General features: G+C 65.2%; 20 protein-coding genes. 13 read left to right on the forward strand and 7 right to left on the reverse strand.

Annotated features, from left to right (window positions below):
• The first annotated feature begins 49 nt into the window (after positions 1 to 49).
• From EV656_RS09900 to EV656_RS09915, 4 genes are read left to right on the forward strand one after another with little or no spacing between them, the layout of a single operon-like run.
• Positions 50 to 622, forward strand: coding sequence for a TetR/AcrR family transcriptional regulator (locus tag EV656_RS09900; protein ID WP_165918988.1), 573 nt, complete (start codon positions 50 to 52; stop codon positions 620 to 622).
• On the forward strand, positions 619 to 1,665 hold the full coding sequence (locus tag EV656_RS09905) for an efflux RND transporter periplasmic adaptor subunit (protein ID WP_165918989.1): 1,047 nt from the start codon (positions 619 to 621) through the stop codon (positions 1,663 to 1,665). Before EV656_RS09900 ends, EV656_RS09905 begins: the two co-directional genes overlap by 4 nt.
• Positions 1,662 to 2,714, forward strand: a complete 1,053-nt coding sequence (locus EV656_RS09910; RefSeq protein WP_132603100.1) for an efflux RND transporter periplasmic adaptor subunit — start codon at positions 1,662 to 1,664, stop codon at positions 2,712 to 2,714. Before EV656_RS09905 ends, EV656_RS09910 begins: the two co-directional genes overlap by 4 nt.
• Positions 2,711 to 5,755, forward strand: coding sequence for an efflux RND transporter permease subunit (locus tag EV656_RS09915; RefSeq protein ID WP_132603103.1), 3,045 nt, complete (start codon positions 2,711 to 2,713; stop codon positions 5,753 to 5,755). Before EV656_RS09910 ends, EV656_RS09915 begins: the two co-directional genes overlap by 4 nt.
• Before the next feature lie 105 nt (positions 5,756 to 5,860).
• Here the strand turns inward: EV656_RS09915 and EV656_RS09920 are convergent, their stop codons facing one another.
• Together EV656_RS09920 and thyX are read right to left on the reverse strand one after the other, a co-directional pair.
• Complete coding sequence (locus EV656_RS09920) at positions 5,861 to 6,499, reverse strand: hypothetical protein (RefSeq protein WP_132603106.1); 639 nt, start codon at positions 6,497 to 6,499, stop codon at positions 5,861 to 5,863.
• A 2-nt stretch (positions 6,500 to 6,501) separates the two neighbouring features.
• A complete protein-coding gene (thyX, locus tag EV656_RS09925; RefSeq protein ID WP_132603109.1) occupies positions 6,502 to 7,410 on the reverse strand; it encodes an FAD-dependent thymidylate synthase in 909 nt (302 codons plus the stop codon).
• 221 nt (positions 7,411 to 7,631) lie between these two features.
• On the opposite strand from thyX, the gene EV656_RS09930 reads away from it, so the two are divergent.
• The 4 genes from EV656_RS09930 to EV656_RS09945 all read left to right on the forward strand — a co-directional run bounded on the left by EV656_RS09930 (position 7,632) and on the right by EV656_RS09945 (position 11,292).
• Entirely contained in the window at positions 7,632 to 8,690 is a 1,059-nt protein-coding gene (locus EV656_RS09930) for a hypothetical protein (RefSeq protein ID WP_132603111.1), read from the forward strand.
• Positions 8,691 to 8,753: 63 nt separating this feature from the next.
• On the forward strand, positions 8,754 to 10,073 hold the full coding sequence (locus tag EV656_RS09935) for a surface lipoprotein assembly modifier (protein WP_132603113.1): 1,320 nt from the start codon (positions 8,754 to 8,756) through the stop codon (positions 10,071 to 10,073).
• Between the two features lie 59 nt (positions 10,074 to 10,132).
• Complete coding sequence (locus tag EV656_RS09940; RefSeq protein ID WP_132603116.1) at positions 10,133 to 10,561, forward strand: VOC family protein; 429 nt, start codon at positions 10,133 to 10,135, stop codon at positions 10,559 to 10,561.
• Positions 10,562 to 10,569: 8 nt separating this feature from the next.
• Positions 10,570 to 11,292, forward strand: a complete 723-nt coding sequence (locus EV656_RS09945) for a DUF1194 domain-containing protein (RefSeq protein WP_132603119.1) — start codon at positions 10,570 to 10,572, stop codon at positions 11,290 to 11,292.
• Between the two features lie 7 nt (positions 11,293 to 11,299).
• Here the strand turns inward: EV656_RS09945 and carB are convergent, their stop codons facing one another.
• Positions 11,300 to 14,527, reverse strand: a complete 3,228-nt coding sequence (gene carB / locus EV656_RS09950; RefSeq protein ID WP_132603122.1) for a carbamoyl-phosphate synthase large subunit — start codon at positions 14,525 to 14,527, stop codon at positions 11,300 to 11,302.
• Positions 14,528 to 14,702: 175 nt separating this feature from the next.
• Between carB and EV656_RS09955 the strand changes: the two genes are divergently transcribed.
• The 3 genes from EV656_RS09955 (at position 14,703) to bchJ (ending at position 17,736) form a co-directional block, all read left to right on the forward strand.
• Complete coding sequence (locus EV656_RS09955) at positions 14,703 to 15,377, forward strand: CPBP family intramembrane glutamic endopeptidase (protein WP_132603125.1); 675 nt, start codon at positions 14,703 to 14,705, stop codon at positions 15,375 to 15,377.
• A gap of 107 nt (positions 15,378 to 15,484) precedes the next feature.
• A complete protein-coding gene (bchE, locus tag EV656_RS09960; RefSeq protein WP_132603128.1) occupies positions 15,485 to 17,140 on the forward strand; it encodes a magnesium-protoporphyrin IX monomethyl ester anaerobic oxidative cyclase in 1,656 nt (551 codons plus the stop codon).
• Positions 17,140 to 17,736, forward strand: a complete 597-nt coding sequence (gene bchJ / locus EV656_RS09965; protein WP_132603131.1) for a bacteriochlorophyll 4-vinyl reductase — start codon at positions 17,140 to 17,142, stop codon at positions 17,734 to 17,736. Before bchE ends, bchJ begins: the two co-directional genes overlap by 1 nt.
• Before the next feature lie 6 nt (positions 17,737 to 17,742).
• On the opposite strand, the gene EV656_RS09970 is transcribed toward bchJ, so the two are convergent.
• Complete coding sequence (locus tag EV656_RS09970; RefSeq protein WP_132603134.1) at positions 17,743 to 18,969, reverse strand: SAM-dependent methyltransferase; 1,227 nt, start codon at positions 18,967 to 18,969, stop codon at positions 17,743 to 17,745.
• A 166-nt stretch (positions 18,970 to 19,135) separates the two neighbouring features.
• Here EV656_RS09970 and aspS point away from each other — a divergent pair, with 166 nt between their 5' ends.
• Complete coding sequence (gene aspS, locus EV656_RS09975) at positions 19,136 to 20,914, forward strand: aspartate--tRNA ligase (RefSeq protein ID WP_132603137.1); 1,779 nt, start codon at positions 19,136 to 19,138, stop codon at positions 20,912 to 20,914.
• A gap of 96 nt (positions 20,915 to 21,010) precedes the next feature.
• Here aspS and EV656_RS09980 read toward each other — a convergent pair whose 3' ends face one another.
• Positions 21,011 to 21,340: a hypothetical protein gene (locus EV656_RS09980; protein WP_132603140.1), complete on the reverse strand. Its 330-nt coding sequence runs from the start codon at positions 21,338 to 21,340 to the stop codon at positions 21,011 to 21,013.
• A 146-nt stretch (positions 21,341 to 21,486) separates the two neighbouring features.
• Here EV656_RS09980 and EV656_RS09985 point away from each other — a divergent pair, with 146 nt between their 5' ends.
• Complete coding sequence (locus tag EV656_RS09985; protein ID WP_132603143.1) at positions 21,487 to 22,194, forward strand: glutathione S-transferase family protein; 708 nt, start codon at positions 21,487 to 21,489, stop codon at positions 22,192 to 22,194.
• Here EV656_RS09985 and nusB read toward each other — a convergent pair.
• Positions 22,191 to 22,664, reverse strand: a complete 474-nt coding sequence (gene nusB / locus EV656_RS09990; protein ID WP_132603146.1) for a transcription antitermination factor NusB — start codon at positions 22,662 to 22,664, stop codon at positions 22,191 to 22,193. The genes EV656_RS09985 and nusB overlap by 4 nt on opposite strands.
• Positions 22,661 to 23,200 carry a 6,7-dimethyl-8-ribityllumazine synthase gene (locus EV656_RS09995; RefSeq protein ID WP_132603150.1) on the reverse strand — a complete coding sequence of 180 codons (540 nt, stop codon included), beginning with the start codon at positions 23,198 to 23,200 and terminating at the stop codon, positions 22,661 to 22,663. The genes nusB and EV656_RS09995 overlap by 4 nt, the downstream gene beginning before the upstream one ends.
• Position 23,201 lies beyond the last annotated feature (1 nt).

Raw genomic sequence — 23,201 nt, forward strand, 5'->3', positions numbered from 1 at the left:
CTCGCCCGATAGCTATACCGACCGGACGGTAAAGTAAATGAGGCAATCCATGGCGCCCCTCCCCGAACGAAACGCACGCAGCCGGATTCTGGACGCCGCCGAGGCGGTGGCCCTGCGCGAGGGCGCGCGCCACCTGACGCTGGATGCCGCCGCGCGCGAGGCCGGGCTCAGCAAGGGGGGTGTGCTGTATCATTTTCCATCGAAACAGGCGCTGCTAGACGGCATGCTGCAACGGTTCATCGACATGGTGCGGGCAGAGATCGACGGCCATCTCGACCGCTTTCGCGGCCAGGCGAACCCGACCCTGCGCGCGTTGAACGCGACGATGCGCGCCCGGCTACAGGGCCCCGACCAGTTACGCATCGCCCTGACCGCCGCCCATGCCGAACACCCCACCGAGAACGCCAAGCTGCGCGAGGTGTTTGCCCGGGAATGGGAAACGGTGGCGGCCGAAACCACCGACCCCGCCGGGGCGCTGACCATCTGGTGCGCCATAGAGGGGTTGCAGTTCTTTACCTTGTTCGACATCTGCCCGGTGCCGCCGGCCGAGCGTCTGGTTATCGCCGACCGGATCGACGCGCTGATCGATGCCCTGCCCGGCGTGGACGGAGGTTCCGCATGATCCGCCTGATCCCGATACTGCTATGCCTTGCGCTGCCCGCATGGGCTGCCCCGCCGCTGAGCGTTGAAATCGTCACGGTCGAGCGGCAGACAGAGCCGCGCGAATTCTCGCTGACCGGGGAAATCGTGGCACGCGACGCGGTCGACATGGCCTTTTCCACGGGTGGTCGGCTGGCCGCGGTGCCGGTGCAGGCCGGGGACCGCATCGCGGCGGGCACGGTGCTGGCGCGGCTTGAGGCCGTCCAGCAGGAACAGGCGCTGCGCGCGGCACAGGCCGCACTGGCCAGCGCCCAGGCCGATTTCCGCCAGGCGAAAGAGGATTTCGAGCGGCAGGAACGGCTGCTGGAACGCGGTGCCACCACCCGGATCGCCCGGGATAACGCCGAGGATGCGCTGAACATCGCGCAAGGCAGCCTCGCCCAGGCCCAGGCCGAACTGGACCTGGCGCGCAAGGCCGTCGCCGACACGGTGCTGACAGCCACGGACGCGGCCACCGTGGTCGAGCGGCTGGGCGAACCGGGCGAAGTGATCGGCGCCGCGCAGCCCGTGATCCGGCTGGCGGTGGGCGACGCGCTGGATGCCCTGTTCGACGTGCCCGAGGCGATGCTGGTGTCCAACGCGCCCCCGTCGAAAGTTCATTTGAAACTGATCGACCACCCCGACCGGGCCTTTACCGGCGCGGTGCGCGAAATCTCGCCCCTGGTCGATACCGCGCGGGGAACGGTTGCCGTCACGGTCTCGGTTCTGGACCCGCCGGATGTGGCCGGGTTCGGCGATGCGGTGGTGGGCACGGTCCGCTTTCCCGGCGACGCGCAGATCGTGCTGCCCCACAGCGCCATCACGGCCACCGAAACCGGCCCCGCCGTCTGGGTCGTGGACCCCGATACGATGGCGGTATCGCTGACCCCGATCACCGTCGCGCGGTTCGAAACCGGACGTATCGTGCTGGACAACGGGCTGGACCCGGGGACGCAGGTTGTCGCGCGGGGCGCGCATCTGCTGTTTCCGGGCCGTATCGTGCAGCCGGCGGAGGCACCCCGATGAAACATCTGCTGTATATCCTGCTGCTGGCTGCGGCGCCCGCCTGGGCGAACACCGACGCCCCGGCGCCGCGCCCCGTCGTGTCCGAGGTGGTCGACCTGCGGCGCGGCGATGCGACCGGCTATGTCGGCACCGTGACCGCGCGTATCGAAGCCGATCTTGGCTTTCCCCTGCTGGGCACGATCGCCACCCGCCCGGTGGACCAGGGCGATCTGGTCGCCGCTGGCGACATGCTGGCCCGGCTGGACCCCGAGGACATGGAGGCCGACCTGCGCGCCGCAGAGGCCGGGATCATCGTTGCCGAGGCACAGTTGCGTTCCGCCCGCGATGCCCGCGACCGCGCGCAGGCGCTGGTCGCCCGCGACGTGGACAGCGAAAGCCGGCTGGAGGATGCCGAACGCACGTTGGCCGGGGCAGAGGCGCAGATGGAACAGGCCCGCGCCGCATTGGCCCAGGCCCGCGACCGGCTGAAGGACACCACCCTGACCGCGCCCCATGAGGGCGTCATCACCGAGGTCTATGCCGAACCAGGCGCGACCATCTCGGCGGGCGAACCCGTCTTGCATCTGGCCGCGACCGACCGGCTGGAGGTCGAGATTGACGTGACCGAACGCGATCTTGCCCGACTCAGCCCCGGCACGCCCTTCGAGGTGTCCCTGATCGCCCAACCCGACCTGACCGCGCGCGCCACCCTGGACCGCATTGATCCCGAGGCCGACCGCAGCACCCGCACCCGGCGGGTTCACCTGGCGCTGGACACCCCGCCCGGCGGCTTTCGCCTGGGCGCCCTTGTCGGTGTCCGCCCGGCCCGCGACGCGGCCTCGGGTGTCAGCCTGCCCTATACGGCGGTCCTGTCGCCCGACAGCGCGCCCGCGGTCTGGGTGGTGGATCGTGAAACCGATACGGTCGCGCGCCGCGCGGTGACACTGGGCGCGCGGCTGGGGGCACAGGTGCAGATCACCGGCGGCCTGGCCCCCGGTGAGGAAGTCGTGCTGAAAGGTATTCATTCACTCAAGGACGGGCAGCGCGTCGGCCCGCAGGTGCAGCCATGAGCCGTTTCAACCTGTCCGACTGGGCGCTCCGGCACCGGTCCTTTGTCTGGTTCCTGATGATCGTGTCGCTAATCGCGGGCGCGCTGGCCTATCTGGACCTCGGCCGCGAAGAAGACCCCAGCTTTTCCATCAAGACGATGATCGTCTCCGCCGCCCTGCCCGGCGCCGACGTGGAACAGACGCTGGAACAGGTCACCGACCGGATCGAGAAAAAGCTGGCCGAACTGCCGGAAATAGATTTCACCCGATCCATCACACGGCCGGGCGAGTCGATCGTCTATGTCGAGCTGCGCGACAACACCGACCCCGATCAACTGCCGCGCATCTGGCAGGATGTGCGCAACATGATGTCCGACATTCGCGGGGATTTCCCGCAGGAATTTGCGGGCTTCACCTTCAACGATGATTTCGGCGACGTGTTCGGCAACATCTATGCCTTTACCGCCGACGGGTTCACCCCGCGCGAGCTGCGCGATACCGCCGAAGAGGTCCGCCGCCTGGTGCAACGGCTGGAGGATGCCGGCAAGGTCGACCTGTTCGGCACCCGGGACGAAGCGATCTATCTGGAATTCGACACCGACCGGCTGGCGGCCCTGGGCCTGAACCAGCAGCAGGTGCAGGCCACCCTGGCCGCGCAAAACGCCATCCTGCCCTCGGGCGAGATCCAGGCCGGCCCCGAACGGGTGCTGGTCCGCGTGGGTGGCGCCTTTACCGGGACGGGCAGCCTGCAACAGATCAACCTGCGCGTCGGCGACCGGTTCTTCCGGCTCAGCGACCTGGCTGAAATCCGCCGCGCCTATGTCGACCCGCCGACCAGCATCTTCCGTTACAACGCGCAAGAGGCCGTGGGCATGGCCATCGGCATGCGCCAGGGCGCCAACATCCTGGAGTTCGGTGAAGAGCTGGCCGCACTGATGGAGCGAGTGCAAGCCGACCTGCCCGTGGGGCTGGAAATCCATCAGGTCGCCGACCAGCCCTACGCGGTAGAGGATGCCGTCGGCCATTTCATCAAGGCCCTGGTCGAGGCGATCTTGATCGTGCTGGCCGTCAGCTTCGTCAGCCTTGGTCTGCGCGCGGGGATGGTGGTCACGCTGGCGGTCCCGCTGGTGCTGGCGATCACGTTCCTGGTGATGCACCTCTACGGGATCACGCTGCAACGCATCTCTCTGGGGGCGCTTATCATCTCGCTGGGGCTGTTGGTCGATGACGCGATGATCGCCATCGAAACCATGATCTCGCGGCTGGAACGGGGCGACGACCTGCCCAAGGCGGCATCGTTTGCCTGGACCTCTATCGCCTTTCCGATGCTGTCGGGCACCCTGGTCACGGTGGCGGGGTTCATTCCCATCGGGTTCAACAGTTCGGCGGCGGGGGAATTCACCTTTTCGCTGTTCGTGGTGATCGCGGTGTCGCTGACCGTGTCCTGGATCGTCGCGGTGCTGTTCACGCCCCTGATCGGGGTCACGCTGCTGCCCAAGCGGATGAAGCCCCATGACGAGGCCGGCGGCCTGCCGCGCCGGGCCTTTCGCATCGTCCTGCGGGCCGCGATGCGGGCGCGCTGGCTGACCATCGCGGTGACGCTGGCGGTGTTCGCCACCTCGATCTGGGGGATGCGCTTCGTCGAACAGCAGTTCTTCCCCAATTCGGACCGGCCGGAACTGATCGTGGACATCGCCATGCCGCGCAATGCCTCTATCCAGGCGACGCGGGCCGAGATGGACCGGCTGGAGGCGCACCTGCAAGACCATGAAAACGTGCTGTTCTGGTCCTCTTACGTGGGCCGTGGCGCGCCGCGCTTTATCCTGTCCTATGACATCACGACACCGGGGCCGAATGTCGGGCAAATCGTGATCCAGACGCCCTCGGTCCAGGCGCGCGACGCCCTGCGGCGCGAGCTGGAGGCACTGGTACACACCGAATTCCCCGGCGTGGACGCCTATGTGAAACTGCTGGAAATCGGCCCGCCCGTGGGCCGGCCCGTGCAATACCGCCTGTCCGGGCCCGACATCGACCGCCTGCCCGAGCTGGGCCGCCAACTGGCCGCCGTGGTCGCAACCGATCCCCGGCTGGACTATATGGTGCTGAACTGGAACGAGCCCGCCCGCGTGATCCGCGTGAACCTGTTGCAGGACAAGGCGCGGCAGTTGGGCGTCACCTCCAGTGACATCGCCACCGCGCTGGACCAGATCTATGACGGCGCGCAGGTCACCGAACTGCGCGATGCGGACTACCTGATCGACATCCTTGCCCGTGGCGACGCCGAGGCGCGGCAGTCCGTCGAAAAGCTGGAAAACCTGCAGATCGGCACCGCCTCTGGCGTCACGATCCCGCTGCGCGCGGTGGCAACCTTCGATTACGGCACCGAGCAGCCCGAGGTGCACCAGCGCGACCGCATGCCCACCATCACGGTAGAGGCCGCCGTGGTCACCGACGACCAACCCGCGACGGTGGTGGCTGCGCTGGCCGACGACATCGACGCCTTTGCCCGGCAGTTGCCGCCCGGATATTCGGTGGACCTGGGCGGCGCGGTCGAGGAAAGCGCCGCCAGCCAAGGCCCCATCGCGGCGGTGGTGCCGATCATGCTGCTGGTGATGCTGACGCTGATCATGATCCAGATGCAGGGGTTCCGGCTGTCCTTTGTGGTGCTGTGCGCCGCGCCCCTGGGCCTGATCGGGGTGGTGGCCGCGCTGGTGCCCTCGGGGGCGCCGCTGGGATTTGTCGCGATCCTGGGCGTGCTGGCGCTGGCCGGCATCCTGATCCGCAATTCCATCATCCTGGTCAGCGAGATCGAGGTGCTGCGCAACCGCGGCGTCGCCGCGTGGGAGGCCGTCTATCAGGCCAGCGACAGCCGCGCCCGGCCGATCCTGCTGACGGCGGCGGCGGCCAGCCTGGCGCTGATCCCGATATCACGGCAAATCTTCTGGGGGCCGATGGCCTATGCGATGATGGGCGGCATCATCGCGGGCACGCTGATTACCCTGCTGTTCGTGCCCGCGCTGTATCTGGCCGTATTCCGGGTCAAGGCGCCGGAGAGGACGTGATCGCGCCAAGAAAGCTGCCCCAGCGGGCGGCCGGGACGGGGGCGTGTGAGGGAGGAAGAGCGGTTAGCGGAGTGGTGGGTTGGCACCCACCCTACGGGTGCTTGGTCAAGATAGGCAGATCTTCTCAAGAACGGAAAATGCTGCAATCCCAGATGCGGCAACAGGAAAAGAAAGATACCAGAAAAAAACAACAAACCGGGAAGTCCATTTCATTTTTGAAAAACCCGGGCCGATCAAGTCAAAGATCTCACCTGATCGCACTAATTCCCGGTCTATTTTTCCAATCGTTGACGAGATTTCTCTTAAATTTTCCTCCAGCTGCGATTTTTTATTTGACGATGTATTATCGCAGTGCAGAAGATGCGTGGATGCTTCTTCATATGCCGCCTGGAGTTTCTGAGTGATGTCGTTCAACCTTTCGACAACATGCTCATTATCGGCAGGGCTGCTCATTCCCATCAATGTTCCCCTTGGCACAACACGCTGACCAAACCATTTTGAATAACTCACATAGTCAGCCCACCAATGCACGACATGCGAAACCAATAGAACAAGCAAAACAACAAGCGAGACTATGAAAAAATCCTTCTCGGTCAATCCTTTGATTCCGACACCCAGAACATTCGCCGTGTCAACAGTCAGATTGAATCGCGTTACGACGATGAGTGCCCCAGAAAACAGGAGAAGGTTGCGAGAGGAGGCGCTCGTATAGCGTGAAATTGCCTCCTCTCCATAAATCCTCATAATTACCCTCCCAAAACTCCCTCAAACTCCCGCCATTCCCCCTTGGACATGCCAGAGTTTTCCTGCGTCACCTCTTCGCCCTTCAGCATGCGACGGATACAATCCAGGGCGGTCGCTGACAGATTGACACCCCCCATCCGGTAATCCTCGAACGCCTTGAACGCCGCCGGCACCCAGTCGGCCACGATCTCGCAGATGGTTTCGGCGTAGACGCGGATTTCGTACTGGGCGTGCACGTCCGCGCGCAGCCGCAGGAAGTGGAAGAGGTTGTGCAGATCAACCTTCCAGTACCATTGGGTGTAGATATTGGCGGGCAGGTTCATGCGGGCCAGTTCGCGGGCCAGACCCTTTTGCCCCTCGGTGGACAGCATCGCCTCGTAATGGTCATAGGCGCGCATGGCATCCGATTTCAGCATTTCCAGCACGCGCGCGGCCTCTTCGCCCTCCAGCAGCTCGCCCCGGCCCTGATTGTTGACGGTGGATTGCGCGGCCAGCGCGTCGGGCGCGGGGATGTAGAATTCGCGGTCCAGGATCGAATAGCGGGCCGAGTATTCGTTCACGTTAGCGGTGCGGTGGCGGATCCACTGGCGCGCGACGAAGACGGGCAGTTTGACGTGCAGCTTGATCTCGCACATCTCGAACGGGGTAGAGTGCCAGTGCCGCATCAGGTAGCGGATCAACCCCTCGTCGTTGCTGACCGATTTGGTGCCCTTGCCATAGCTGACGCGGGCCGCCTGGCAGATGGCGGCATCGTCGCCCATGTAGTCGATCACCCGGACGAAACCGTGATCCAGCACCGGGTGGGCGGTATACAGCCGCTCTTCCATCCCGGGCGAGGTGACGCGACGGGTGGGCGTGGTCTGGGCACGTTGGGCGGTGATCTCTGCGGCTTGGTCGGGGGAAAGCGGCATTCGGGCGCTCCTGTCGGATGAATACGAGTCACCCGCACTATATCTATGCGCCCGCGCGCGTGGAACACCCAGATACTGTGAAATCCGGCCGCATCCGCCAAACGACCCAGCTGCAACGGTCGCGCCGAAGTTGTTCGCGCGTCGCGAAAGAAATTGACTTTCCGGCGCTTTTTCCGGACCCTGACCGAAATAGCCACAAAAACACATGATCGAGCAGGTCCATGGCGCATAATCGAATTCTGCTGGCAGCACTGCTGGCGGTAGCCGCATGTTCTGGCGGCGACGGAACCAATCCGATCAACAACTCTGGCGGCGTCGAGGACGGGTCCGACACCGGGAATGAGGGCGGGATCACCTCGGTCGACGAGATGCCCCCCGGCACCCCCCTGCCCAAGCCGAACCGGGCCATCGTCCGGCGCGAGCCAGAGGACGACACCAACGGCTTTGCCACCGGGTTCGCCTACAATTCCGACACGGACGAGTTCACCGTGGACAACCTGGCCTTCGACGGGGACAACACCTATTCCCGCGACGACGTGGTCGGCACCCTGTCCACCGGCGCGACGCGCTATGCCCTGTATGAGGGCGACAGCGAGGTCAGCGACCCGGTAACGGGCGACCCCATCGGCCAGTTCAACTACCGGGCGCTTTACGGCGTGTCCCACAACCAGATGGAAGACGGCCGCCCGACCACGGAATTCGCGATCGTGCGCACCGGGTCTTACGTCGGCTACGGCTATGGCGGCTTCATCTACCAGCGCAACGGCAGCGTCACCTTGCCCGAAACCGGGCAGGCCAATTTCAACGGGGAATATGCCGGCCTGCGCGATTTCGAGGGCAAGGGCGGGCTGGAATACGTCATCGGCGACATGTCGGTTTCCATCGACTTCGAGGATTTCAACACCGGCTCGGGCGTGGCGGGCTATGTCGAGAACCGGCGCATCTTCGACCAGGACGGCAACGACCTGACGGTCGAGTATATCAACGCCTTCCAGACCCAATACGAGGGCACCTACGAGGCCCTGCAGGTGCTGCGCTTCGTGATCTCGGACGGGGTGGCCGACGCCAATGGCGAGATCATCGGCCAGGTGGACAGCAACATCCTGACCGGGGCGGGCGAGATACAGCAGGTGGAATCCGGCACCTACTACGCGATTGTTTCGGGCGAGCCCGCGAACGAAATTGTCGGCGTGCTGACGGTGGAATCAAGCCACCCCGCAATCGAAGGCGTCACAGTGCGTGAAACCGGCGGCTTCATCCTGCACCGCCCGGCGCCCTGATCCATGCGCCGTGCGGGGGCCATGCGGCATCTTGCAGGGGCCGGGGCGCTAGCCACCGGCCTGATGGCTGGAATCGCTGGCTGGGCCGGCGAAAAGGTCACGCTGACACCGGCTGAAATGCACGCGGCCACGGCCCACGCATTGACCGTCGGGGACCACCAGATGGCGCTGCGCCTGGCCGAGGCCCTGCTGGTGCGCGATCCCCAGGACGGGCAGGCCCTTGCCGCGCGGGCGCGGGCGCTGCGCAATCTTGGCCGCCCGGATGAGGCCCGCGCCGCAGCGCGAACGGCCTGGGCGCAGGCGGATACCGATGCGGAACGCTATGCGGCGGCCCTGCTGACGGCACAGGCGCTGTCGTCGATGGGGCGGCATACCTCGGCACAGTTCTGGTTGCGCCGCGCGGGGCAGAACGCCCCCACACCCGCGGCGCGCGCCCGCGCCGCCCGCGATTTCCGATATGTCCGCAGCCGCAACCCGTGGTCGGCGCATCTGGGGTTCGGGGTCACGCCGTCCTCTAACGTCAATGGCGGGTCCAGCGCCGACCGCATCAACATCGGCGGCCTGCCCTTCGTGCTGTCGCCCTCGGCGCGCGCCCTGTCGGGCACCGAGATAACCGGCGAGGCGGAATTGCGCTATCGCCTGCGCCCCAGCGAGACACTGCAACTGCATGTCGAGGGCCACATGGAGGCGCGCGCCTACCGGCTGTCGGACGGGGCACGCGCCCGCGCGCCGGGGCTGCAAAACGGCGATCTGGCCTGGCAGGCCGCAGAGGTGGCGGTTGGCGGGTACTGGGCCGCGTCCCCGGGCGCGGGGCCCTTCGGCGCCGAGCTGACCTTCGGCAAGAGCTATTACGGCGGCGATCCGCTGGCCGACTACGCACGGCTGGACCTGTCCAAACGCTTTGCGCTGGCGCCCGGCACGATCCTGCGCCTGTCCGGCGCGCTGGAGGAACAGTGGCGCCACGATGCGACGATCAACGACGCGACCGTGACCGGCGGCACGGCCGAGATCATCCGGCGGCGCGAAAACGGCGACATGGTCAACCTGTCACTGGAACTCAGCGACACGACCAGCGACAGCGCCACAATCGCCCATGAGGCGGCAGCGTTCGGCGTGGATTATCAGCTTGCCAAACCAGTCCTGGGCGCAAGGCTGAGCCTGAGCGCCGCGTATGAGCACCGCGATTACGATCGGGGCCTGTTCGGCGCCGCCCCCCGTACCGACGACCGCATCAGTTTGGGCGCGTCGGTCTTCCTGCCGGAGGTGTCCTATTACGGCTTTGCCCCGGAAGTCGGCCTGCAGGCACAGCGCGTCAATTCCAACCAGCCGCTTTACCGCAGCGAGGAGCTGGGTCTTACGCTTGGGTTCCGCTCGACCTTCTGAACGCGCGCCCCTCGCCATCGCGCACGTGCGCATTAGGTGAAAGGGAAAGGAGGGTGACCATGCAAATCCGCTATCTGCACACCATGGTCCGCGTCGCGGATCTGGAAAAATCCATTGCCTTTTACGAACTGCTGGGCCTGAAGGAAACGCGCCGGACCGAGAGCGACAAGGGCCGTTTTACGCTGGTTTTCATGGCGCCCGAGGGGCAGGAAGAATGCCCGGTAGAACTGACCTGGAACTGGGACGGGGATGACGGCCTGCCCTCGGACAGCCGACATTTCGGCCACCTGGCCTATGCGGTGGAAAACATCTATGACCTCTGCGCTCATCTGATGCGCAACGGCGTGACCATCAACCGCCCGCCGCGTGACGGGCGCATGGCCTTCGTGCGCAGCCCCGACAACATTTCCGTCGAATTGCTGCAAATGGGCGATCCCCTGCCCCCGGCCGAGCCCTGGGCCAGCATGGGCAATACCGGGCATTGGTAAGCGGCCCCATGCGCCGCCTTGCCGCCCTCGCCCCCCTTGCCGCCGGCCTGATTGCGCTAGCCACACAGGCCCAAGCGGCCTGTCGGCTGGCCCTGGTCGTGGCGCTGGACATCTCCTCTTCGGTCAACGCGGAAGAGGACAGGCTGCAACGCGCCGGGCTGGCGGCAGCCCTGACCGCGCCAGAGGTGCAACAGGAAATCCTGTCGGTGCCCGGCGCCCCGGTGGCCCTGGCCGTCTATGAATGGAGCGGCCGATACCAGCAGGACATGGTGCTGGACTGGCGCCTGCTGGACAGCCCTGCCGCCATCGCCGGCGCCGCGGCGGACATCGCCAACTCGCGCCGTCGCTACGCGGAGTTTCCGACAGCGATGGGCTTTGGCATCGGTTATGCGGCGGGCGTGTTCCAGCGCGCCCCGCCCTGCCTGTTTCAAACGCTGGATATCTCGGGCGACGGGATCAACAACGACGGCTTCGGTCCCGACCTGGCCTACCGCAACTTTCCGCTGGCCGGGATCACGGTGAACGGGCTGGCCATCGGCGGCGCAACAGAGGATGACGCCCAGGTCTTTCGCTTTTACCGGGAACAGGTGATCCGCGGCCCCGGCGCCTTTGTCGAAACCGCCCGGGATTTCACCGATTTCGAACGGGCCATGCGCCGCAAGCTGACGCGAGAGATGGCCGCGCGCGTCTATGGCGGGCTGGCCCGCCCCCCGCGCGAACGCGAGGGCTGAGCCGGCCTCAGTCCTGCAATCGCCGCACCTGCAATTCCCCCGCCTCTCGCGACTTCATGGCCAGCGCGGCCGCATGGCTGGCGGCGGCGGTGGTGAAATAGGGGATGCGATCCATCAGCGCGACCGTCCGCATCGAGCGCGAGTCGGACACCGCTTGCTTGCCCTCGGTGGTGTTCATCACCAGATGCACCAGCCCGTCCTTCATCACGTCGACGATGGTGCGCCCGCCCTCATAGGCCTTGTTCACCGTCTGCGCCTCGATCCCGTTTTCGGCCAGGAATTTTGCCGTGCCGCGCGTGGCGAGAATGTCAAAGCCCAGCCCGATCAGGATTTGCGCGGTTTCCACCAGTTGCGGGGTTTTGTCCGCGTCCTTGATCGAGAAGAAGACCGTCCCCTCATGCGGCAGATCGCTGCCCGCACCCATCTGCGCCTTCAGGAAGGCACGGGGGAAGCTGTGGTCAAAGCCCATCACCTCGCCGGTGGAGCGCATTTCAGGCCCCAGCAACGTATCGACGCCGGGGAAGCGGGCAAAGGGCAGCACCGCCTCTTTCACCGCGAACCCCTCGATCTGCGGATCGACAAGGTCGAACGCGGCCAGTTTTTCACCCGCCATGACACGCGCGGCGATCGAGGCGATGGGCGAATTCACCGCCTTGGCAACGAAGGGCACGGTGCGCGAGGCGCGCGGGTTCACCTCGATCAGGTAAACCTCGCCGTCCTTGACCGCGAATTGCACGTTCATCAGACCGACGACGCCCAGCTCCAGCGCCAGCGCGCGGGTCTGGGTCTTCAGCTCATCGATGATGTCGGCGGGCAGCGAATAGGGCGGCAGCGAACAGGCGCTGTCGCCGGAATGCACGCCCGCCTCCTCGATATGCTGCATGATACCGGCGACATGCACATCGGTGCCATCGCACAGCGCGTCAACGTCGATTTCCGTGGCGCCCGACAGGTAGCTGTCCAGCAGGACGGGCGACTTGCCCGACACGACCACCGCCTCGGAAATGTAGCGTTCCAGATGTGCGGTATCGCGCACGATTTCCATCGCGCGGCCACCCAGCACGTAAGAGGGGCGGATAACCAGCGGATAGCCGATTTCCTCGGCCGCCTGCATCGCGGCGGCATCCGAGGCGGCAATCGCGTTCTTGGGCTGTTTCAGGTCCAGCTTGTGCACCAGCGCCTGGAACCGCTCGCGGTCCTCGGCCAGGTCGATGGCATCGGGCGAGGTGCCCAGGATCGGGATGCCCTCGGCCTCTAGGTCGTTGGCCAGTTTCAGCGGCGTCTGACCGCCGAACTGCACGATGACGCCGTGCAGGGTGCCGCGGGACTGTTCGACCCGCAGGATTTCCATCACATGTTCAAAGGTCAGCGGTTCGAAATACAGCCGGTCCGAGGTGTCATAGTCGGTCGACACGGTCTCGGGGTTGCAGTTGATCATCACCGTTTCATAGCCCGCATCGGTTAGCGCGAAACAGGCGTGACAGCAGCAATAATCGAACTCGATCCCCTGCCCGATCCGGTTCGGACCGCCGCCCAGGATCACCACCTTCTTGCGGTCGCTGGCGCGCGCCTCGCATTCCACGTCGCCCATCACGGGGGTTTCGTAGGTGGAATACATGTACGGCGTCTGGGCCTCGAACTCGGCCGCGCAGGTATCGATCCGCTTGAAAACCGCGGTGACGCCCAGGTTTTGGCGCGCGCGCCGCACCTGTGCCTCGTCCCGGCCGGTCAGGTTGGCCAGTCGGGCATCGGTAAAGCCCAGCATCTTCAACTCGCGCAGGCCGTCCTCGGTCATCGGCAGGCCGGATTTGCGCACCTCTTCCTCGGCCTCGACGATTTCGCGGATGCGGGCCAGGAACCAGGGATCGAACTGGGTAACGGCCTGAATGTCGTCATCGGTCAGCCCGTGGCGCATCGCCTGGGCGATGATCCGCAGGCGGTCGGGGGTCTGTTTCGACAGCGCGGCAACGATCTGGGCGTGGTCGGGGGCGCCCTCGATGGCAATTTCGTCAAACCCGGTCAGGCCGGTTTCCATCGAGGCCAGCGCCTTTTGCAGGGATTCATGGATCGTGCGGCCGATAGCCATCGCCTCGCCCACGGATTTCATCGCGGTGGTCAGTTCCGGCTTGGCGCCCGGGAACTTTTCAAAGGCAAAGCGCGGGATTTTGGTCACGACATAATCGATGGTGGGCTCAAAGCTGGCCGGCGTGACCTTGGTGATGTCGTTGTCCAGCTCGTCCAGCGTATATCCCACGGCCAGTTTTGCGGCGATCTTGGCGATGGGGAAGCCCGTCGCCTTGGACGCCAGCGCCGAGGAGCGCGAGACCCGCGGGTTCATCTCGATCACGACCATGCGGCCGTCCTCGGGGTTGACCGCCCATTGCACGTTGGAGCCGCCGGTTTCGACCCCGATCTCGCGCAGCACGGCAATACTGCCGTTGCGCATGATCTGGTATTCCTTGTCGGTCAGCGTCAGCGCAGGCGCCACGGTGATGGAATCGCCGGTGTGTACGCCCATCGGGTCCACGTTCTCGATCGAACAGACGATGATCGCGTTGTCCGCCTTGTCGCGGACAACCTCCATCTCGTATTCCTTCCAGCCCAGCAGGCTTTCGTCGATCAGGATCTGGTTGACCGGAGAGGCATCGAGCCCGGTCTTGCAATAATGCTCGAACTCTTCACGGTTATAGGCAACGCCGCCGCCGGTGCCGCCCAGGGTAAAGGCCGGGCGGATGATCGCGGGCAGGCCCACATGTTCCAGTGCGGCCATGCACTCTTCCATGTTGTTGGCGATGGTGGCCTTGGGGTTTTCCAGCCCGATCCGGTCCATCGCCTCGCGGAACAGCTTGCGGTCCTCAGCCATCTCGATGGCGGCGCGGTTGGCGCCGATCAGTTCCACGCCGTATTTGTGCAGCACCCCCATGTCCGCCAGTTTCAGCGAGGTGTTCAGCCCCGTTTGCCCGCCCATGGTGGGCAGCAGCGCGTCGGGGCGCTCCTTCTCGATGATCTTGGCGACGATCTCGGGGGTGATCGGCTCGATATAAGTGGCATCGGCCAGCCCCGGATCGGTCATGATCGTGGCGGGGTTGGAGTTCACCAGGATCACCCGGTACCCCTCTTCGCGCAGGGCCTTGCACGCCTGGGCGCCGGAATAGTCGAATTCGCAGGCTTGCCCGATGACGATGGGCCCCGCGCCGATGATCATGATGGACTTGATATCGGTTCTTTTCGGCATGGCCCGTCCCCCGGATTGGCAAATTGATGGGGGTTATAGACAAGCAAGTTGCAGGCGCAAGACCTAGTGAAACACACCGGGCCAGCGGGGGCGCAAAGCTGGCCGATCTTCGCCGCACGACTAGGTGAAACTGGGTACGGCAGGGGCCGATAGCGCCAACGACATGGGGCACCAAATGCAGGCGAAGGAATTTCAGGGCGAGATCCGACCGACATCCGCGCTGCGGCTGTGGGGCGAATTCCTGGCCTTCTACCTGATCACGCCGCTGGCGATGGCCTTTGTCCTGCCACCCGACGCGCTGTTTCCGGGGCTTTTTGCCCTGACGGCGCTTGGTCTTGTGCTCTTGCACCTTACGCCCGGTTTCGACTGGGCCGAACTGGGACGGGGGACGCGGCGGATTGCATGGCGCCCCGTCGCGCTGTTCACCGTCGCGACGCTGACGGTGGCCACCTGCGCGGTGCTGGTCACTGCGCCGGGGGCGTTTCTGGTGCTGCCGCGCGAACAGCCGATTCTGTGGCTGGCAATCCTGCTGCTTTACCCGCCGCTGTCGGCCCTGCCGCAAGAGATCGTGTTCCGTCCGCTGTTCTTCCGGCGCTATGGCAGGCTGTTGCCGGGGCGGCCCTGGGCGCTGGTGCTGAACGCGGCGCTGTTTTCGCTGGCCCACCTGTTCTACTGGAACGGCCTTGTCGCCGCGATGACCTTCTGCGGCGGGCTGGCCTTTGCGTGGGCCTATGATTCCAGGGGAAATTTCCCAATGGCCGTGGTTCTGCATGCCCTTGCCGGCTGGATCGTTTTCACGCTGGGGCTTGGGATGTTCTTCTATTCGGGCAATATCCAGCGCCCGTTCTGACCCCCGGCGCGTCAGCCGCAAAACAACCTGACACCGATTTGACATGTGTCAATTCTGATTGACAGACGATGTGCCATGTTCGCCGACGAAACACGGGGAGTCGATCCATGCGAATTTGCTTCATCCATCCCAACTACCGCTCTGGCGGGGCCGAGATTGCCGGCACCTGGCCGCCGGCTTGGGTTGCCTACCTGACCGGCGCGCTGCGCCAGGCCGGCTATGAGGACATCACCTTCATCGACGCGATGACGGACAACCTGTCCGAGGACGATCTGCGCAAGCAGCTCAAGGCGCTGCAACCCGATGTCGTGGCCTCGACCTCGATCACGCCGTCGATCTACGCCGCCGAACGCCTGCTGGAGATCGCCAAGGAAGAGGTGCCGAACGCGGTGCGCGTCCTGGGCGGCATCCACGCCACCTTTATGTTCAAGCAGGTGCTGAGCGAGGCCCCCTGGGTCGACGTGATCTGCCGCGGCGAAGGCGAAGAGATCATCGTCGAGCTGATGGACGCGATCCGCGACGGCAAATGGCCGGAAAACCGCCGCGACATCAAGGGCCTGGCCTTCCTGGATGGCGATGAAATCGTCGCCACCGCTGCCGCGCCCACCATCCGCGACATCGACAAGATCAAGCCCGACTGGGACATCCTTGAGTGGAAGAAGTATATCTACGAGCCGCTCAACTGCCGGGTCGCCATCCCCAACATGGCCCGCGGCTGTCCCTTCACCTGCTCGTTCTGCTCGCAGTGGAAATTCTGGCGCGACTACCGCATCCGCGACCCCAAGCTGGTGGTCGACGAGATCGAGGAACTGGTCGAGAAGCACGATGTCGGCTTCTTCATCCTTGCGGACGAGGAACCGACCATCAACCGCAAGAAGTTCATCGCCTTCTGTCAGGAACTGATCGACCGCGACCTGCCGAAAAAGGTCAAATGGGGTATCAACACCCGCGTGACCGACATCCTGCGCGACGAAGAGTTGCTACCCTTCTATCGCAAGGCGGGGCTTGTCCACATCAGTCTGGGCACCGAGGCCGCGGCGCAGCTGAAGCTGGACCAGTTCAACAAGGAAACCCGCGTCGACGACAACAAGCGCGCGATCCAGCTGCTGCGCGACGCCGATATCCTGACCGAGGCGCAGTTCATCGTGGGTCTGGACAACGAAACCCCCGAAACGCTGGAAGAAACCTTCCAGCTGTGCTGGGACTGGCAGCCTGACCTGGCAAACTGGGCCATGTACACGCCCTGGCCGTTCACGCCGCTCTTCGAAGAGCTGCACAACAAGGTCGAGGTGTTCGACTACAGCCGCTACAACTTCGTGAACCCGATCATGAAGCCCGAGGCGATGGACCGCGCCGAGTTGCTGGACCGCGTAATGCACAACTATCGCCGGTTCTACATGCGCAAGGCGTTCTTCCACTACCCCTGGCGCGGCACCGGGTTCCGCCGCCGGTATCTGCTGGGCTGCCTCAAGGCGTTCCTCAAGGCCGGTGTCGGCCGGACCTTCTACGATCTGGGCAAGAACAACTACTGGGGCCCGCAGTCCAAGGACAAGGTCAAGTTCGACTTCGACATGGACCGCAAACCCGCTCAGGCCGTGATCGAGGACTGGGAATCCGCAGCCGACCGCGCCGCACAGGCCAAGGCCAAGCGGCAGTCGAAGGACAACAGCTTCAAGATGCCGCCTGAAGAGGCCGCTGGCAAACAGGCGGCCGCCGCAGCGCGCGTCTGCGGCGGGGGCGACCAACAGATGGAAGACGCCTGATGAAAGACACCCAATCCGGCCAGTCGGGCCGGATCGGACCGAATGCCGTTCTCCAGCTTCTCCCTGTGCTGGAGGCGGCAGGTGGGGCTGCGCTGCGCGACGAGCTGTTGCAGGCGGCGGGATTGAACGAACCCCCGTCGGACACCGGCCTTATGGACGAGGGACCGGCCGCCGCCATGCACCGCGCACTGCGCGCCCGCCTACCCGGCCGCGCGCCCGACCTTTTGCGAGAGGCGGGTGCGCGGACCGGGGACTATATCCTGGCCCACCGCATCCCCGGCCCGGCGCAAAAGGTGCTGAAACTGCTGCCCCCCGCCCTGGCCGCGCCCGTGCTGGCCAAGGCGATCGAAAAGAACAGTTGGACCTTTGCCGGGTCCGGTGAATTCCGCGTCATCTCTACCCGCCCGCTGGTGTTCGAGTTGACAGACAACCCCCTGATCCGGGGCGAAAGCGCACCGCACCCGATTTGCGGCTGGCACGAGGCAGTGTTCGACACGCTGTTCCAGACGCTGGTGGACAAGCGGTTGCGCACCCGCGAAACCAAATGCACGGCCAGCGGCAGTGGCGTCTGCCGGTTCGAGATCACGCGCGACTGATCCCGTCTATTGCGCGGCGACCGGTCCGGTGGCCGATAGCCGGGCGATGTAGTCGCGGGTCAGCGGCACCGCATCGGCCCGCCGCGCAAGCTGCACCTGAAAAACGCCCTGCCGGTCCACCTCGAACGTGGCCTGGCAGGCGGTCAGGTAATACCGCCACATGCGGATGAACCGTTCGTCATGGGTGGCGCGTACCGCGTCCAGCTCCGCCTCGAACCGTTTCAGCCATTCGGCCAGGGTGCGCGCATAATGCAGTCGCCAGACCTCCAGGTCGGTCAGCCACAGCCCGGACCGTTCGACCGGCCCCGCCACCTCGGCCAGCGAGGGCACGTAGCCCCCCGGAAAGATGTAGCGCGTCAGCCAGCCCGAGGGGCGGTGAGGCCGATCCACCCGCCCGATGGTATGGATCAGCGCCACGCCGTCAGGCGTCAGCAGGTCGCGCAGCTTGCCGAAATAGGTCTGATATTGCGGCAGGCCGACATGCTCGAACATGCCGATGCTGACGATCCGGTCATACGGGCCGGTCAGCTTGCGGTAATCCATCAGCCGCAGGTCCACCCGGTCCGACAGCCCGGCCTGGGCCACACGCGCGCGGCCCAGTTCCAACTGGTTGGCCGACAGCGTTACGGCCGTAACCCGCACCCCGTAATCGCGCGCCAGCGTGATCGCCATGCCGCCCCAGCCGCAGCCGATATCCAGAACATGCATATCCGGCTGCAACAGCAGCTTGGCCGCGATATGGGCCTTTTTCGCGGCCTGCGCCTGTTCCAGGGTCATGTCGGGCCGCGCAAAATAGGCGCAGCTATACTGCATGTCCGTATCCAGAAAGCGGCGATAAAGATCGTTGGACAGGTCGTAGTGATGGGCGACGTTCATGCGCGCCTTGCCCGGCGTGTTGCGCTGCACCCAGTCGCGCAGGGCAAAGCGTATCACGTCTGCCCCCCGCGCCCAGGCCGGCAAACCGCCCGCCTGCCGGTTGCGCAGCACCAGCGTCAGGAAATCGTGCAGCCGGTCGCCCCCGATGGTCAGGCGCCCATCCATATAGCCCTCGCCCAGGGCCATCTCTGGATCGCGCACCAATGCGCGCAGCAACGCCGTGTCGCGCAGGTGCAGGCACAGGGGGTCTGACGCGTCCCGACCGTAGCGCCGCATCGTGCCGTCGGGAAACGTGACCTCCAGGCAGCCCACCCGCACGAAACGGGCCAGCATCGCGTGAACCAGTCCCTGCCACATCGCAAACCCCGCGTGGATTGCCGTGTTGCCTGACCTCGATCGCGTGACATCCTATCCCAGAATCGGGATTCTCTCAAATCCGCCGCGCCCCCCTCCCTTGACACCGGGGGCCATCAAGGGTGTATCGGCGCGGACCGGACCCACCCAAGCGCCAGAGGATCGCCCGATGCATGCCTACCGCAGCCACACCTGCGCCGATCTGAACAAATCCCATGTCGGTGACACCGTCCGCCTGTCGGGCTGGGTCCACCGCGTGCGCGACCATGGCGGCATCCTGTTCATCGACCTGCGCGACCATTACGGTATGACGCAGGTTCTGGCCGACCCCGACAGCCCCGCCTTTGCCGAGGTTGAAAAGGTGCGTTCGGAATGGTGCATCCGCATCGACGGCGAGGTGAAGGCCCGCGATGAAAGCCTGATCAACCCCAAGCTGCCCACCGGCGAGATCGAGGTTTTCATTCGCGAGATCGAGGTTCTGGGCGCGGCCGAGGAACTGCCTCTGATGGTCTTCGGCGACCAGGAATACCCCGAGGAAACCCGCCTGCGCTATCGCTACCTGGACCTGCGCCGCGAGGTGATGCAGGACAACATGAAACTGCGTTCCGACGTGGTGGCCAGCATCCGCCGGCGCATGTGGGACAAGGGGTTCCGCGAATACCAGACGCCGATCATCACCGCCTCCAGCCCCGAGGGCGCGCGCGATTTTCTGGTGCCCTCGCGCCTGCATCCGGGCCGGTTCTATGCGCTGCCGCAGGCGCCGCAGATCTTCAAGCAGCTTATCATGGTGTCGGGCTTTGACCGCTACTTCCAGATCGCGCCCTGTTTCCGCGACGAAGACCCCCGCGCCGACCGCAGCCCCACCGATTTCTACCAGCTCGACATGGAGATGAGCTTTGCCGAGCAGCAGGACGTGTTCGACACGATCCAGCCGGTGATTGAGGGTGTGTTCGAGGAATTCGGCGGCGGCCACACGGTGGACAAACACTGGCCGCAGATCAAATACGCCGACGCGATGAAATGGTATGGCACCGACAAGCCCGACCTGCGCAACCCGATCAAGATGCAGGACGTATCCGACCATTTCCGCGGCAGCGGTTTCGCGATCTTTGCCAAGCTGCTGGAACAGGACGGCACCGAAATCCGCGCCATCCCCGCGCCCGGCGGCGGCTCGCGCAAGTTCTGCGACCGGATGAACAGCTACGCCCAGAAAGAGGGCCTGCCGGGGATGGGCTACATTTTCTGGCGCGAGGGCGAAAACGGGGTCGAGGCCGCCGGGCCGCTGGCGAAAAACATCGGCCCCGAACGGACCGAGGCGATCCGCCAGCAACTGGGGCTGGGCAAGGGCGACGCCGCCTTCTTCCTCGGCGGCAAACCCGCCGCGTTCGAGGCCGTGGCAGGCCGCGCCCGCAATGTCATCGGCGAAGAACTGAACCTCACCGACAAAACACGCTTTGCCTTCTGCTGGATCGTCGATTTCCCGATGTACGAACGCGACGAGGAAACCGGCGAGATCGACTTCAGCCATAACCCGTTCTCCATGCCCCAGGGCGGCATGGACGCGCTGGAGGGCGACCCGCTGCAGGTGCTGGGCTGGCAATACGACCTGGCGTGCAACGGCTATGAACTGATCTCGGGCGCGATCCGGAACCACCGGCTGGACACGATGTTCAAGGCGTTCAGCCTGGCGGGCTATACCGAGGAGGAGGTGCGCAATCGCTTCCCCAGCCTGGTCAACGCCTTCCGCTTTGGCGCGCCGCCCCACGGCGGCTGTGCGGCGGGGATCGACCGGATCGTGATGCTGCTGGCCGACCAGCAGAACATCCGCGAGGTCATCATGTTCCCGATGAACCAGCGTGCCGAGGATCTGATGATGGGCGCCCCCACCCTGCCCACGAACGAGCAGCTGCGCGAACTGCGCCTGCGCGTGATCCCCGAAGAGGACTAAGGGGTCGGGCACCCCGCGCCCACCCATTCCGCACAAAAAAAGGCGGCCACAAGGGCCGCCGAATTGTGCATCTTGAACTGAAAGAGGACGCGCGCCTTAGCGTCGGCGCATGCGCGGTTCGTCGGCGCGCACCGGGATCGGGGCCAGCGCCTCGGCCATGCGGGGCGCGACATAGGGGCGGCGGCGCCCGTGGTCGTCATCGTCGTCGCGGCCCATCGACATCACCGCGATGCCGAACTGCACGCCGGAAAAGACGATCCCGTTGAACATGAACAACAGCACGCCCGCCAACCAGCCCGACGGACTGTGCGACACAAGGTGCCACAGGTTGGCCACGTTGAACGCGAACAGCAGCCCAACGAAAAGCGCGGACAGCGCAAAGCCGATCAGAGACTGACGGATGTAAAGGCGGACGAGTTTGGGCATCGGACAACTCCCTCTGGTCTGACTATTAGGTAGGCATCCTTGGAAGAATTCCAAGGGAAAACTGCGCCGATACTGACGGCTCTGGCCCCGGGGCGGGTTATCCGGCACTCTCGCGACGAATTTGACCCCTTGCCGGACCTTGCCCCATGCTGCGCCTGCACGTCTTTGCCCCCGCCCTGGGCACCATCAGCCCCAGCCCGTTTTCCGTCAAATCGCTGTTGTTGCTGGAAATGAGCGGCCTGCCCCATGACCGCGTGGCGGGTAATCCGCGCAAGGCCCCGCTGGGCAAGCTGCCTGTGCTGGAGGATGACGGCCAGCTCATTCCCGATTCGCAGGCCATTCAACGCCACATCGCGGCCCATCACGGCTATGACCCGGACGCTGACCTGACCCCAGACCAGCACGCCCAGGCGCTGATGCTGCGAATCACGCTGGAGGAATACCTTTACTGGGTGCTGGTGCGCACGCGCTGGATCGACAACCCGGATGCGACGCGCGCGGCGTTTTTCGGGGGTGTGCCCGCCCCCCTGCGGCGCCCGATCTTTGCCATGGTCCGGCGCCAGATCGCGCAGGCGCTGCATGGCCAAGGGCTGGGCCGCCACGCCCCGGCGGAGTTGCGCACCATCACCGAAGAGGCACTGGATGCCGTCTGCACGGTGCTGGGGGACGGGCCCTTTGTCTTTGGCGCGCGGCCCTCGGGCGTGGATACCTGCCTGTTCGGGTTCCTGGAAAACGTCCTGGTCCCGCCGCTGGACACGCTGCTGAAGCAGGCCGTGCAGGCACGCGCGCCGCTGGTCGCCTATCACCAGCGCCTGCGCGCCGGGATCGCGGCCCCGCTGGTGCCTTCGGGCTAGAACGCCTCGGGCTTTGCCTCGCGCGCCATGTGGTCCAGCACGGCGTTAACGAATTTCGGCTCTCGCCCCTCGGGGAAGAACGCCTTGGCCACGTCCACGTATTCGGTGATGATGACCTTGGGCGGCGCATCGCCGCCGATCAGTTCGGCCCCGGCGGCCCGGAACAGCGCGCGCAGGGTCGGATCGATCCGGGCGATGGGCCATTTGGCGACCAGCGCGCGGTCGGTCATCTGGTCGATCTTGGCCTGCCGGTTCACGGCGGTGTCCAGCGTGGTGCGGAACAGGGTCACATCGCCCTCGGCCAGCGCATCGCCCTCGTCATACCCAACGCCAAAGCGCCAATCCTCGAACTCGCGCTGGACGGTTTCCACGGTCTGGCCCGACTGTTCCATCTGGAACAGCGCCTGCACCGCATAAAGCCGCGCGGCGGCACGCATCTGCCGCTTGTCCTGTTTTCCGGGGGTGCTCATGCGCGGTCCGTACCTTCGGCGATCTGGATCGTGCCCGCGGGCCGGAAGCCCACGCCGCGGGTTTCACCGCCCCAGCGGCGGGCCAGGGCGATCAGGTGCAGCGCCGCCGCAGCGGCCCCGCCCCCCTTGTCCATGTCGGCGGGATCGGCGCGGCAAACGGCCTGTTCGTGGTTTTCCACGGTCAGGATGCCGTTGCCGATCAGCGCGCCCTGCAACCCCAGCAACGTCAGCCCGCGCGAGCTGTCGTTGCAGACGGTTTCGTAATGGGTGGTCTCGCCCCGGATCACGCAACCAAGCGCGACAAAGCCGTCATAGTTCGACATCCGATGCGCCAGCCCGATGGCGGTGGGCAGTTCCAGCGCGCCGGGCACCTCGATCAGGTCATGGGTGACGCCAGCGGCCTCAAGTTTGGCCTGGGCGCCCGCGATCAGCATGTCGGCGATGTCGCGGTAGAAGGGCGCCACCGCGATCAGCAGCTTCACCGGCTTGTCGAATTCCGGCAGCGCGAGGATATGATGGGGGTCCTGGTCGGCCATG

This window comes from Rhodovulum adriaticum (genome assembly GCF_004345735.1).
In the GTDB taxonomy this organism is placed as follows: domain Bacteria; phylum Pseudomonadota; class Alphaproteobacteria; order Rhodobacterales; family Rhodobacteraceae; genus Rhodovulum; species Rhodovulum adriaticum.